The organism is uncultured Campylobacter sp., assembly GCF_937997405.1.
GTDB lineage: Bacteria > Campylobacterota > Campylobacteria > Campylobacterales > Campylobacteraceae > Campylobacter_B.
In genome coordinates this window covers 1-12,643 of sequence record NZ_CALKTL010000056.1, presented here as the reverse complement: position 1 = coordinate 12,643, position 12,643 = coordinate 1, and the positions used below count along the sequence as shown (strand labels likewise).

Genomic DNA, 12,643 nt, shown 5'->3' with positions numbered 1-12,643 from the left:
TAGCCAATTCGCTTTTTAACAAATAGTCATTTTTTACAACTATCGGCTCTTTGTCGTAATCTCGCATAAATTTCCCCATTTTTATAAAAAGATATTTTGGCGTATTCTACCGCCTTATTCTTATGGAGCATTTAAAATTTAAAATCACTTTGTCCTACCCAATTTTAGGGTCTTTTGCTGCTTTAAATTTTAAAATTTAAAGCAGCAAAGGCTTGCTAAACTCTAAAATTCCGCTTTACTTCGTCTTCTTTGCGGTATCTTTGTTAGTCGTTGCGTTGGCGTCAATGTAGCCCATCTGGACGAGTTTTTCGTAGATTTGCATTATCACGGGACCTGCCGCGCTTCCGCCGCCGCCGCCGTGTTCTACGAGCACGGTTACGGCGTATTGCGGCTTGTCGTACGGCCCAAAGCTCGTCATCCAGGCGTGCGAGCGGTGGAAGTAGTCCATATCAGCCTCTTTCATTCGCTTTTTGGCGGTCTGCGAGATGCCCACGACCTGCGCGGTGCCAGTCTTGACCGCTAGAGGCACTACTGCGGTATGGATGAGCTTGTAGGCGGTGCCTCCGTCCGGGTTGTTACCGACCTCATACATCCCGCGCCGCACTAGCGGCAGCTGCGCCTTTTCTTTCGGTGTGAAAAGCTCGGTAGGGGTAAATTCCACCGGCTTGCCGTCGATGCTTTTTAAAAAATGCGGCGTGATAGCCTTGCCCGAGGCGATCTGCGCGGTGTTTTTCGCCACCTGCATAGGGGTGACGAGCACGTCGCCTTGACCGATCGAGGCATTGACCGTCTCGCCCTGATACCACGCGCGCTTAAATTTCTGCATTTTCCATGCTTTATTAGGCATCGTGCCTACAAATTCATTGGGCAAATCGACGCCTGTTTTGCTACCAAACCCCAGACGCTGCAGATACGCGGACATATAGTCGATCCCCACTAGCAGCGAGCCTTCATAAAAATACACATCGCAGCTACCTTTAATCGCCTCTACTAAGCTCACGCGGCCGTGACCCCAGCTCTTCCAGCAGCGAAATTTACGCCCCCCTAGCTCTATCGCGCCACTGCAAAACACGCTCCAGTTCTCGTTGATCTTACCGCTGTTTAAAAAGCTCATCCCTACAGCCATCTTAATGACCGAACCGGGCGGATAGAGGCCGTTTACGAGCTTATTCGTAAAAGGATGGCGTGGATCTTTTATCAGCTCGTCCCACTGCGCCTGTGAAATTCCGCCCACGAAGGTGTTTAGATCGTACTCGGGGAAGCTGCCCGCCGCGATAATAGCGCCGTCGCGCAGATCTATCACTATCGCTACGCCATCCTTGTCTTTAAAAATTTCCTCGAGGTATTTTTGCAGCTCAAGATCGATAGTAAGCGAAATTTCGCTGCTGCTGGGCTCTTGCATCGAGATCTCCTCTACGACCTGATTTAGCGCCGTAACCTTCGTCTTGCGCTCGCCCTTGCTGCCCTGCAAAAGCTCGTTATAATACCCCTCGACGCCGCTTCTGCCGTTGTATCCGGTAAGCGCACTTAGTGGGTTGCTTTGGATATCCTTTTTATTGGCACGACCTACGTAGCCGATGATATGCGAAGCAAGCGCGCCGTAAGGGTAGAAGCGCTGCGAAGCGGGCGAAATTTTGATATTTTCGTGCAGGCTTAGGCTTGCAAAATGCTCTATCGTGGTGTTGTAGTCCAAAAACGGCACGACTTCGATAAAGTCTTGATTATAAGCGGAATTCGCGTCCTTGTAGCTCTTGCTCATCGCGGTGACGTTGAGATCTTTGAAGTAGCGCGAGATATTATTTAGCTCGCTTTGTAGCGTGGCGTCTTTTAGATGCGGCGCGATGGATAGCGAAAAGCCGAGATTGTTTATCGCGAGCGGGCGGCCTTTGGCGTCTAAAATTTGACCGCGCACCGGCGGGATGTATTCGGTAGAGATGACGTTATTTTTGGCGACCTGCTCGTAGAATTCGTTTGATTTGATCGAAAGATAATAAATTCTAACCAAAAGCATGCTAAAAAATAGTATCACAAAAGCAAATACGAACTTCAGCCTCATACCAACCGCCCCTTAAAAAAGAGCAGAGCAAGCAAAATTTCAATCACGATATAATTTAAATACTCGCCGCTTAGGGGCAGATATTCGCTCTTTTTGATCGCAGAGATCGCGTTGCTCACCACAAAGACCAAAACATAGCTAATCATCACGTAAAAGCAGATCAAAAAATTTCTAAATTTAATATATTTAAATGAGTTTTCATAGACCACGAAATAAAATATACAATACGCGATAGCCACGCTAAATAGGTTAAATCCGTGGATCTGCTCGGCGCAAAATAGATAAAAAATAGAGAAAAACCAGGTAAAGCCGAACTTTTTAAATTTTACGTCGTTTTCGTATTTTTGAACCACCATCGCCGTGAAAAAAAATCCAATCAGCGGCGGAAGCCCCCTATACACCGCACTTAGAAGCAGGTAGAAAAGAACCCCTGCGCTAAAAAGCGTATCCGCTATAAGGTATAGATAAGTGCGATTTCGTTGCATACCGGAAACTTTTTGCATTTAATACAATCGGCCCAAATTTTTTGCGCGGGCAGCTCGTCCTTTGGGATTTCGGTAAAACCAAGGCGCTTGAAAAATTCTTTTTGATAGGTGAGCGTAAATACGCTTTTTAGCCCGTAAAATTTCGCTTCGTCTAGCAGTTCGTTTACGATAGCTCTGGCAATGCCGCGCCTGCGAAACTGCGGAGCGACGATGAGCGAGCGCACCTCGGCAAGATCGGCGTTAAAAATTTTAAGCGAAGCAAAGCCCGTCAAAATTTCCGCATCTTTTGCGGACTGTGATTCGCAAAGCCGCGAAAGGTCATTCTTAAAAACGCCCGCGCTTTGTGAATATTCGCTCCGTAAAATTTGCTCTTTGCCCGCTTGCGCGCAGCCTACCTCGGATACGGCCTGTGCTGCGCTTTGTGGCGTAGCTAGTTGCGGCGCAAAATTATCCGCGGCATTTTCGGCGGAATTTTCAGTAGAATTTTTAGCAAAATTTGCGGCGGAGCTTTGGATTAAATTTAAATCGGCATTGCGCGCTAAATTTGAATCGGAATTTTCTTTAGAATCGAAACTCAAATTTTCCTTGGAATCAAAACTCGTATCCGCCTTAAAATCGCAGCCGAACGCCAGCACGTATGAGCGGATATTGGCAGCTATCTCATCGCTTTCAAGCGGCAAGATCACGCCGTTTTGCACCTCCTCTTTTACGAGCTCCTGCATACGCGAAATGTCGCAAAGGCGCGCTTTTTTTAGCCGTATCATCTAAAATTTTCCCTAATCTTCGCGCAATTTTCGCGGTGCATTTTATATACGCTAAATTTAATTATTTTGAAATTCTGCGCCACGAAATTTTGAGTATTTAAATTTAGAAATTTCATAATCCAAACGCCCCGCACACAATGATCTCGCGCGCTTTTGCAAGCCCGCTACCCTTTAGCGTAGAGACCAAAACCGCCTGCGGATCGTGCCTCAAAAGCTTTGCGCGCTCGCTTTGATTGAGCTTGTCGGCTTTGGTATAGAGCCTCACGACCTTTTGATCTCCGCGCAGAAAACTAGCGAGATAGTTTTGCAAATTTTTATCTATCGTAAGATCAAACTGCCTCGCGTCGATGAGATGGACGAAAAGCTTGATATTTAGGCGCTCTTTGATGAACTCGTCGAGATTTTTTTGCCAGATATAATGCAGTTTTTTGCAAACCTTAGCATACCCGAACCCGGGCAGATCCACGAAGATCAAAGAGATATTTTCTCCCAAGCTTGCAAGATCCGAAAAAGCGGGGTTGCCCGATAAATTTAGCGCGGATTTGTCTGTCGAATTTGACTCAGAACTTTGCACGGAATTTGACGCGAGACCTGCCGCAAGATCCACCTCGCGATCCGATCCAAAATCCGCCGAAACGCTTTTTAAATTTAAAATATCATCCTGCTTTAAATTTCGCTCAGACGCCGCAGCGTCTGCAAAATCTCGCACGCAATTTGCAGCCGAGCTTAAAGCCTCTTTGCTCGCTAGATCGGGTGACATTTCATTTTGCGAGCCGTCCGAGTCTGCGGCGAGCTTTTGTTTAAATTTAACCTCGAAAAAATTTATCAGCTGCGTTTTGCCCGGCGTCGAGCTTGATTTGGCTAGATTTTTGCGCCCGGTAAGCGCGTTTATCAGGCTGCTTTTGCCGACGTTGGAGCGCCCCAAAAACGCCACTTCGCTCATCGCAAACTCGGGCGCACCTGCGATATTTGCGGCGGAGGTGATAAACTGCGCGCTGCTAGGATAGATCATTTGTTTTGATCTTCGACCTGAAAGATCAGACGCACGGGCTTTTTCTCGCCGCCGCCGCTTTTTACTTCGTAGGTGCCCTTTTGGCGATTTACGATGATCTTATCGCCGTAAACCTCCTTTTTGGTCTCGGCCTCGTGCAGATAGGCGTTGTTTTCGAGCGTGTAAGCCTCGATAGTCGGATCGTAGGTCAGCACGCCGCCCTTGCCGTCGTAATGCTTCTGATTGAGTAAAATTTTAAAATTTGCATTTCCCGTCGCGACATATTTGGTAGGCTGGCGCTTGGCGTCGAAGTAGATCGTCACTTTGTCGGAATTTAGCGTATCGTAAGCGCCCTTTTTGATGCGGACGTTGCCGGTTAGGACGCTGATCTGCTTGATCTCGTCGGCGAAAAAATTATCCGCCGTGACCTCGACCTGCTCCTGCGCGGCGCTAAGATTAGGCGCGCCAAAGCTAGTAATTAGCGCGGCTACGAGTATTAGTTTGTGGAGTTTTGGTCTTTTATTAAATACCATGCGTGGATTCCTTTTGAGTTTGTTTGTTTGGTTTTGGTGTTGTAGCTTATGCTTGCGCCCGTGATGTTATTTTCGCCTTGACGCAGCACGTACGGCACGTCGGAGCGGATGATCTTGCTACTCGTATCGTAGATGATCTCTTGCGCCGTATAATCAAAGCCGTCCGTGTTGATATAATGCGCGTCGCCGGTAAATTTTATCAGCTCGCCGGCACGCGTCGCAGTCTTTGAAACCAAAGTGTGATTCATATCCGCGCTAATCTCCTCGGCTTTGAAATTTTTAAACTCGTCGCGATCCTTATAGCGAGTGCCGCCGTCCGCGGTAAATTTAGCATCCACGCGCTCGCCGATCTGATAATCGACGATCTTTTTCATCTCCATATTCGCAATGCTTAGATCCTGCCTAAACATATCGCTAAAATACGGCGTCTGTACGCTTAAAAACACCATCGCGACGCAAAAGATCGCAATCGCGACGTAGAAAATTTTTATCACCATCGCTCGGCCCCTTTTGATCTGCGCGAAATTTTGCCCATCGCGCGCGCTTGCGAAACTACAGCCATTTGCTATTCCACTCTTCGCGCATGCCGTTTTTATCGACGAGTATTTCGATCATCTCGCGCACCGCGCCGCAGCCGCCGTTTTTGCTTAGCGCGACGTCCGCTTTTAGCGAGCTTAGCGCATCGGCGGGCTTGAAGCTGATCGCGACCGCATTTAAAAGCTTCGCGTCGTTTATATCATCGCCGATCGCGGCGGCCTCATCGAAGCTTAGGTTAAAATTTTTTAAAATTTGCTCCGCCCTTGAGAGCTTGTCTTTTTCGCCTTGAAAGAGCGTATCGATCTTCAGCTCGCGCGCGCGGTTTGCGACGATTTGCGAGCTTTTGCCGGTGATGATCGCGACCTTTAGCCCCAGCCGCTGCCACTCCTGGATGCCAAACCCGTCTTTTACGTTAAATTTTTTCATCTCTTCGCCGCCGTTTGAATGGTACAGCCCGCCGTCGCTAAGACAGCCGTCTACGTCTAAAAATATGATCTTTATCACTTCGTTTTCCGTTTTTTGAAATTTTGTGATTTTAACGAAATTTGGCTGAATTTTTGGCAAACGCCGTATAAATTTAAGCTGCGATCTTAGCCTTTAATCGGCACGTAGCCGCTATTTTCGATGATGCTTTGCCCCTGCGGCGAAAGGATCCAATCTATCAAGATGCGGATATTTTCGTTTTTGTTATTTTCGTCGTAAACCGCGTAAATTTCGGCTACGAGCGGGTATTTGCGGCTAGCGATATTTTCTTTATTCGGATACGCGCCGTTTAGGCTAAGCATCTTCACGCCGCCGTTTTGCACGATCCCCTCGACGTAGTAGCGAAACGAAAAGCCGATCGCGCTACCGAAAAAGCCCGTGATCTTGCGCTTAGGCTGCGTTTCACCCATAAATTTTAAAAACGCGCTCTGGCTGCCGCTGCCTGCGTTTCGCTGCACGGCATCTATGCGCATGCGCTCGCCGCCGAGCTGCGACCAGTTGCTATATTGCCCCGAATAAATTCCTCGCACCTGATCCACGGTTAAATTAGATACTTTGTTATTCGCATTTATGATAAAGACGAACGCCTCCAGCCCGATCGGCACGAAGCGCAAGCGCACGCCCTTTTCCTGCGCATAATCAAGCTGCTGCTTCGAAGGGGCGGCGACGAAAATGAGATCCGCCTCGCCGTCGCTTATGGCCTTGTACGCGCCGCGGGTATTGCTAAATTTAAGCTTGCTAACATTCGTGAAATTTTGCCCGTCAAATTCCACGCTTTCCTTCGGATAGCTCGCCGCGACGAACGCCGAAAATACCGGATATAGCGCGGCTGCGCCGTCGATTATCGGCAGATCGCCGCTAAGTTTTAAGCCGGAGCTGGCGCGCACGATCTGCGAGCCCTGCTCAAACGGCAGAAATTTATGCAGCTCGATCGATTTGGCCTGCATCTCGGCGCTGCTTTGATTGACGTATCGCTTCACGACGAGGCTGTAAAACGCAAAATCGAAAGCCGCCAAGATAAACACCAGAAAAATGGCGATAGATAGGCGTTTCATCTTAGTTTCCGTTTGCGATATAGGAGATGATCGAGCATTTGCTATGCAGATACAGCGCCGCTGCGACTAACGCGCAAACGCTAATCGCCCAAGCCGTAAATATTACAGCGATCGTTTTTTGAAAAATTTCATCGCTCATTTATGCCTCACATATGCGCAAGCGCGCTATTAAGCAGCCATAAAAAGCCCATTAGGACAGCTAAAAAAGTTATGAACGAAAATGCAGAGAGAATCAGCAAATTTCTAATTCTTCTACGGCGCTCAGCCGTGCTTTTAGCAGATCTAATAAATTTTACTAAACTTACAATTAGCCAAATGAACGAAATTACCGGTAGCCCGGTAAAAACCAAGATAAGTATAGAAAAAGGATCGAATAGCCACTGAGAATATATGAGTGGAGCAAAAGCGCATGCAAACGCAACCGCCGAAATAATTAGAAATTTTTTATCTCTTTTATGGCGCTCCGGCTCGTCTTTTGATCTGATAAATTTAATCAAACACGCGACAAGCCAAACAAAGCAGATCAAAAAGAGAACATTTGAAATCTCCATAAGCGATCCGAAAATATTCATTCTTTACCTTTAAATTTTAATCTACAAAGCGGCATTTTAGCGCGCCGATTAAATTTACGCGCCCGTCAAGCAAGAGCGCAAGCGCAAATGCGCCTAGAGCAAGCGATCTTAATAAAGCGGCGCGCTTTGCCCGAGCAATGGCTAAATTTTGCAAATTTCAAGCAGCGGCGAGAGTAAAATTTCAAACGCCGATAAAATTTCAAAACCGCGAATTGCTAATTTTGCTAAATTTAGCGCGCATTTGCCGTTATAAAACGCCCTTGGTGCTAGGCACGCCAGCGCGCTCGTTGATACTTATCGCGCGGCGAAATGCGACGGCAAACGCCTTAAACGCGGCCTCTGCGACGTGATGTAGATTTTCGCCGCGGATCTGGCTTAAATGCAGCGTTAAATTTGCATTGAAAGCCAGAGCGCGGAAAAATTCCTCCACGAGCTCGGCGTCGAATTCGCCGATCTTACCGCGCTTCAGGCTCGGGCAGTCAAATACCAAAAACGCGCGGTTGGAAAAATCAAGCGCAGCAGAAACCGCCGCCTCGTCCATCACGACGACGCTATCGCCGAAGCGCTCGATGTTTTGCGCGGGATAGATCGCCTCTTTTATCGCGCTTCCCAGCACGATGCCGCAGTCCTCGACGCTGTGGTGAAAATCGACCTGCAAATCGCCCTCGCAGCGCAAGCTCAGATCGATCCACGCGTGCTTGGCAAATGCACTAAGCATATGATCGAAAAAACCGATGCCCGTTTGTATCTGCACCGCGCCGCGCCCGTAAAGCTCCAGCTCAAGCTCGATTTTGGTCTCTTTCGTAGCCCTATTTTTGCTTATCATCGCGCAATCCTTAAAACTAAATTTTGTTTGAAATCTATCTAAATTTCACTAAATTTCGGTTAAAATTTCGGCCAGCTTTTCGGAATTTACGCTGCCGATCTGGCGCAGGTTCGCAATCTCGGCGCCCTCTTTAAAAAACAGAATCGTAGGCGGGCCGAATACGTTGAAATGCGCTTTTATCGCTCTGTTTTGCTCGCTATCCTCGCTAAGATCGATCTTTAAGAGGCTAAATTTATCAAGAGCGCCGGCAAGCGCAGGGTCTGCAAACGCCCGCTCGCTCTGCTCGCAATTTTTGCACCAGCTAGCCCAAAAATCCACTATCACGGGCTTTTTGGAATTTTCTATTTCGCCCTGCAGTTGCGCCAGATCGCGCACAAACGAAAAATGCGCGCCGCTTAAATTTTTAGCGCGAGAAATTTCGCCAGCTTGCAAATTCTCGCCGCCCAAGCCGCCGCTAGAATATTTCGCGTTTTGCGGAATCAAATTTTCAAGCGGTCTGGAAAAATCTTTCGCACCGCTGGCAAAGCCCGCGAGCAGCAGCGCCGAATATAGAGCGATTATGAGGGCTAAAGCGCGCTTGATACCGCCCGCAGCGCCGTCAAACAGCCCCAAAAATCCTGCGAAGATTGCGCCTAAAACTGCATAAATCAGCAGGCTTAAATTTTCGCCGATGAGCGTGCGCGAAATCCACACCGCCGTAAAAAGCAGCAAAAAGCCGAAAATTTTAGGCACCGCCTCCATCCAAGCTCCCGGTCTCGGTAGCGCGCCGCCAAGCCCCACCACAAGCAGTAGCGCGCCGCTTCCGAGCCCCAGCGCAAAAAGAGCCGCCGCGCCCAGCAGGACGTCGCCGCTGCCCGCGATATAAACGAGCGCGCCCGCAAGCGGAGCGGAGATGCACGGCGATACGACGAGCGCCGAGATGAGCCCCATCGAAAAAACTCCGATCAGACCGCCGCTCTTTTCGCTTTTGCTATTTAAGAAGCTTTGAAAGCGCGCAGGCAGGCGGATCTCGTAAAATCCGAACATCGAAAGCGCGAGCGCGGCGAATATGAGCGAGGTTAGGATCAGCGCGGGCGGAGTTTGCAGCAGGCCCTGTAAATTTTGCCCAAAAACCGCCACGAAAGCTCCTAAAATCGCATACGAGCTCGCCATCCCGAAAATATACGCGAGGCTTACGGCGAGGCTTTTTTTTGCGCTCGGCTTCGAGGAAGTTTTCGCTACGATGATCGACGAGAGGATCGGGATGAGCGGATAGACGCAAGGGCTTAGCGAGAGCAGCACGCCGTAGCCGAAAAACAGCGCGATCGCCGCGATGAAGCTCTTGCCGCCGAGAACATTTAAAATTTTATCCTGCTCGGAGATGGAATTTGCGCCGCGAGAAGTTTTTTGCGCGGAGGTTTCGTCGGAATTTACCGCAGCGCTTTCCGCCGAGCTCGCCGCGGAATTTCCCGTCGCGTGCGAGTTTGCCTCAGAATTTGCCTCTGCGCCCGAAGCTGCGGTATTGCTTTCAAAATTTAAATTCCCGCTCTGTGCGCTGTACGTGTCAGAAATATGCGCGAAATTTGCGCCGCTTCGGTATTTTTTCAGCTCGGAGTTTGAAATTTTGCTGATCTCATAGCCCTCCACCACGCGCTTGAAGTTAAAGCCGAACTGCTGCGGCTGATAGCAAAAGCCCGATTTCGTGCAGCCCAAAAAATCGCCGTTAAGCACGAAATCATCGCTGTCTGCGGTGTTTGCAAGCACGAGGCCTAAAGGCACGGCGATGCTAAATTTGCCCTCATAAATTTTATAATCCTTGTATTCGGTCGCGGCGGGCAGATTTATTAAATTCGTCACCTCCGCGCCGCCAATGAAAATTTTTATCTCGTTTTGATAGAGATAGACCCCGTCCGCGATATCAAAGCTTAGCGTTACGCTATCGCTTTGCGCCGCCACGTTAAGCTTGAACGCATCGGAGGGTTTCAGGGGCTCGGCGCCCAAGCCTAAAAGAAAAAACGCTGCCAAAATCAGTGATCTTATCAAATTTTATCCTTTGAAATTTTTTCCTACATTCTAACGTAATAAGTATGAATTTATAGTGTAATATAAAGAACTTTTTTGTAAAATTCCTTAAAATTTTAGGAGGCAATATGAGCAAAGAGATCAAAACCGAAACGGGTGAAATAGCGCTGAAAGAGATAGAATTTAAAAGTTCAAAGTACGAAAAAATCTCGTTCAAAGACTACGAGACGCTGCTTGAAAGATACCAGATTGAGCTTTTGAAGCTGCAAAAATTCGTAAAAGAGAAGGGGCTAAAAATTTTGATTTTGATGGAGGGGCGCGACGCGGCGGGCAAAGGCGGCACGATCAAGCGTTTAACCGAGCACCTAAACCCGCGCGGATGCCGCATCGTAGCGCTCGAAAAGCCGAGCAATGTCGAAAAGACGCAGTGGTATTTCCAGCGCTACGTCGCGCACCTACCCAGCGGCGGCGAGATCACGATCTTTGACCGCAGCTGGTATAACCGCGCGATGGTCGAGCCCGTGATGGGCTTTTGCACGCACGCCGAGCACAAAGATTTCCTGCGCCAAGTGCCTAAATTTGAGGAGCTTTTGGTAAGTGCGGGGATAATTTTGTTTAAATTTTACTTCTCAGTCTCCAAAGAGGAGCAAAAAAGGCGCTTTGAATCGCGCCGTACCGATCCGCTGAAGCAATACAAGCTTTCGCCGGTGGATGCGAGATCACAGGAGCTGTGGAATCAATACACGCTCGCAAAATACTCGATGCTGCTCGCTTCAAATACCGAGTTTGCGCCGTGGACGATCCTAGACAGCAACGACAAAAAGATCGCGCGGCTAAACGCCTTCCGCTGCATCCTCTCACGCATAGACTATCCAGAAAAGATCGATGCAAAGGAGCTTGCGGTGGATCCAAACCTCGTGCGAAACGGCGCCAGGGAGATAGTGCTAATGGAGGATAGCCAAAAAAGCGAGGCTTGGCGCAAGCTGGAAAGCCCCTCCCGCAAGAACAAGAAGGATAAGAAAAAGGGTTAAATCTTGCCAATGAAGATTACTTGCTAGGGAGGCTTGCTGGGAATTGCTCATTAGGAATTTATGTCCTAATATATAGAAACGCATTAAATTCTATGATTGTGCACCTCAAGATTCTTTGAAATTCTATCTAATGGGATGGAATTCTACACAACGCCACGGGCTACGTGATGAAGTATATCACGTTTCAATTCCTAGTGGAATAGAATTCTACCTCGTCGCTTGCTTTTCTCTGCGGCTGTCGCCCATAGTTTCAATTCCCAACGGGAATTGAAATGCGAAATTCACATATCCCGCATTCACCGCCTTTCCGTAGAATTCTATTCCACTAGGAGTTGAAACGCTCTTTGTACTGGCAGATATGGCTCGGCATAGGGTAAAATTACATCTTGTTTGTAATTGCTGCCAGAACCGATCAAAAAAAACAAGTCCCAAAAGCTTCGATATTAAAATTTCATTCTATCCCGGTTTAAAATTTAATGTGCCGTTCTATAAGATGCCTGTTTACGTGGGCCGGTTCATCTTTACGGCATAATATGCAAAATTTTATAAAATTTTATGTTTATTTTATGCAGTATTCTGTATAATTCACACGGATAAACGAAGTGTTTTGATATTTTTACTTATGAATAACACGACTTTTATTCATTTTATACGATTTTATGTATAATTAACGAATAAATTTGTATAATTTTCATATGTTAGAAACGAGCGATATATTCAACATTTTGCACAATGCCGTCGAAGCCAAAAACAACGGCAAAAAGATCTCGCACGCCGCGATGGCGCAGAGGTTAGGCGTGTCGATGCGGACGTATCAGGACTGGCGCTTGGGCACGACCAAGCCGCAAGCCGCGACCGCGATATGCCAGATGTTGTGCGAGCTCGATAGCGACGACGCTGCGTTTGTGCTGCATAAGATAAAAAAACTTATAGGAGAGTAGAGTGCAAAACATTACTTTGCAAGAAAAGCTGGATCTGCAGGGCGTCTTTCGCGTGATTTATGAGAAAAAAGAATCGAAATTCGCGATCTTTTATAAGGCGCTTTTGAAGAAATTTTTTAAAAATTTTAAAAAATAATTGGCGGAGGCATTTAATTATTATGTTTTATGTGGCAAAGGCGGTAGTATCCATTAAATTTAGATGATTTTTCCTTTTTATGACGACCACGCCGATATTCTTTGTTTTGCAGTTTCAGAGGATGCTACCGAATTCTGCTTTATAAAAATTTTTCCATCTTTCTGCCTCTTTGGTATCATCTAATTTAATTTTAAATTCTAACTTTGGCTCATAATCTTAAATTTGTAGCGTA

Annotated in this window: 14 protein-coding genes; 3 read left to right on the top strand and 11 right to left on the bottom strand. The window is 47.5% G+C overall.

Annotated features, from left to right (window positions below):
- Nucleotides 1-235: 235 nt before the first annotated feature.
- The 11 genes from mrdA to dsbD form a co-directional block, all read right to left on the bottom strand.
- Complete coding sequence (mrdA, locus tag Q0372_RS02830) at nt 236-2,056, bottom strand: penicillin-binding protein 2 (protein ID WP_298102281.1); 1,821 nt, start codon at nt 2,054-2,056, stop codon at nt 236-238.
- On the bottom strand, nt 2,053-2,541 hold the full coding sequence (locus Q0372_RS02825; protein WP_297880117.1) for a hypothetical protein: 489 nt from the start codon (nt 2,539-2,541) through the stop codon (nt 2,053-2,055). Before Q0372_RS02825 ends, mrdA begins: the two co-directional genes overlap by 4 nt.
- The gene (locus Q0372_RS02820) at nt 2,508-3,305 is read right to left on the bottom strand and encodes a GNAT family N-acetyltransferase (RefSeq protein WP_315010163.1); all 798 of its coding nucleotides are present in this window, start codon (nt 3,303-3,305) and stop codon (nt 2,508-2,510) included. The genes Q0372_RS02825 and Q0372_RS02820 overlap by 34 nt, the downstream gene beginning before the upstream one ends.
- A 112-nt stretch (nt 3,306-3,417) precedes the next feature.
- On the bottom strand, nt 3,418-4,317 hold the full coding sequence (locus tag Q0372_RS02810; RefSeq protein WP_298102277.1) for a GTPase: 900 nt from the start codon (nt 4,315-4,317) through the stop codon (nt 3,418-3,420).
- Entirely contained in the window at nt 4,314-4,829 is a 516-nt protein-coding gene (gene lptA, locus Q0372_RS02805) for a lipopolysaccharide transport periplasmic protein LptA (RefSeq protein WP_298102275.1), read from the bottom strand. Before lptA ends, Q0372_RS02810 begins: the two co-directional genes overlap by 4 nt.
- Complete coding sequence (lptC, locus tag Q0372_RS02800; RefSeq protein ID WP_298102273.1) at nt 4,793-5,326, bottom strand: LPS export ABC transporter periplasmic protein LptC; 534 nt, start codon at nt 5,324-5,326, stop codon at nt 4,793-4,795. Before lptC ends, lptA begins: the two co-directional genes overlap by 37 nt.
- Nucleotides 5,327-5,381: 55 nt before the next feature.
- Nucleotides 5,382-5,870, bottom strand: a complete 489-nt coding sequence (locus tag Q0372_RS02795) for an HAD-IIIA family hydrolase (RefSeq protein WP_177389116.1) — start codon at nt 5,868-5,870, stop codon at nt 5,382-5,384.
- 86 nt (nt 5,871-5,956) lie between these two features.
- Complete coding sequence (locus tag Q0372_RS02790; protein ID WP_298102270.1) at nt 5,957-6,904, bottom strand: substrate-binding domain-containing protein; 948 nt, start codon at nt 6,902-6,904, stop codon at nt 5,957-5,959.
- Nucleotide 6,905: 1 nt separating this feature from the next.
- On the bottom strand, nt 6,906-7,043 hold the full coding sequence (locus tag Q0372_RS02785) for a hypothetical protein (protein ID WP_297949063.1): 138 nt from the start codon (nt 7,041-7,043) through the stop codon (nt 6,906-6,908).
- A 680-nt stretch (nt 7,044-7,723) separates the two neighbouring features.
- Entirely contained in the window at nt 7,724-8,302 is a 579-nt protein-coding gene (hisB, locus tag Q0372_RS02780; protein WP_298102267.1) for an imidazoleglycerol-phosphate dehydratase HisB, read from the bottom strand.
- Between the two features lie 48 nt (nt 8,303-8,350).
- Complete coding sequence (gene dsbD, locus Q0372_RS02775; protein WP_298102264.1) at nt 8,351-10,324, bottom strand: protein-disulfide reductase DsbD; 1,974 nt, start codon at nt 10,322-10,324, stop codon at nt 8,351-8,353.
- 107 nt (nt 10,325-10,431) lie between these two features.
- On the opposite strand from dsbD, the gene ppk2 reads away from it, so the two are divergent.
- The 3 genes from ppk2 (at nt 10,432) to Q0372_RS02760 (ending at nt 12,411) form a co-directional block, all read left to right on the top strand.
- Nucleotides 10,432-11,334, top strand: a complete 903-nt coding sequence (gene ppk2 / locus Q0372_RS02770) for a polyphosphate kinase 2 (protein ID WP_297879905.1) — start codon at nt 10,432-10,434, stop codon at nt 11,332-11,334.
- 695 nt (nt 11,335-12,029) lie between these two features.
- A complete protein-coding gene (locus Q0372_RS02765) occupies nt 12,030-12,275 on the top strand; it encodes a helix-turn-helix transcriptional regulator (RefSeq protein ID WP_040303199.1) in 246 nt (81 codons plus the stop codon).
- 1 nt (nt 12,276) lies between these two features.
- Complete coding sequence (locus Q0372_RS02760) at nt 12,277-12,411, top strand: hypothetical protein (protein WP_005869088.1); 135 nt, start codon at nt 12,277-12,279, stop codon at nt 12,409-12,411.
- The last annotated feature ends 232 nt before the right edge of the window (nt 12,412-12,643 follow it).

Excerpts from the sequence above, each read along its gene's own strand:
- Q0372_RS02790 (WP_298102270.1), bottom strand. The coding sequence starts at position 6,904 with ATGAAACGCCTATCTATCGCCATTTTTCTGGTGTTTATCTTGGCGGCT.
- Q0372_RS02785 (WP_297949063.1), bottom strand. The coding sequence starts at position 7,043 with ATGAGCGATGAAATTTTTCAAAAAACGATCGCTGTAATATTTACGGCT.
- ppk2 (WP_297879905.1), top strand. The coding sequence starts at position 10,432 with ATGAGCAAAGAGATCAAAACCGAAACGGGTGAAATAGCGCTGAAAGAG.
- lptC (WP_298102273.1), bottom strand. The coding sequence starts at position 5,326 with ATGGTGATAAAAATTTTCTACGTCGCGATTGCGATCTTTTGCGTCGCG.
- Q0372_RS02820 (WP_315010163.1), bottom strand. The coding sequence starts at position 3,305 with ATGATACGGCTAAAAAAAGCGCGCCTTTGCGACATTTCGCGTATGCAG.
- hisB (WP_298102267.1), bottom strand. The coding sequence starts at position 8,302 with ATGATAAGCAAAAATAGGGCTACGAAAGAGACCAAAATCGAGCTTGAG.
- Q0372_RS02765 (WP_040303199.1), top strand. The coding sequence starts at position 12,030 with ATGTTAGAAACGAGCGATATATTCAACATTTTGCACAATGCCGTCGAA.
- mrdA (WP_298102281.1), bottom strand. The coding sequence starts at position 2,056 with ATGAGGCTGAAGTTCGTATTTGCTTTTGTGATACTATTTTTTAGCATG.
- Q0372_RS02810 (WP_298102277.1), bottom strand. The coding sequence starts at position 4,317 with ATGATCTATCCTAGCAGCGCGCAGTTTATCACCTCCGCCGCAAATATC.
- lptA (WP_298102275.1), bottom strand. The coding sequence starts at position 4,829 with ATGGTATTTAATAAAAGACCAAAACTCCACAAACTAATACTCGTAGCC.
- Q0372_RS02825 (WP_297880117.1), bottom strand. The coding sequence starts at position 2,541 with ATGCAACGAAATCGCACTTATCTATACCTTATAGCGGATACGCTTTTT.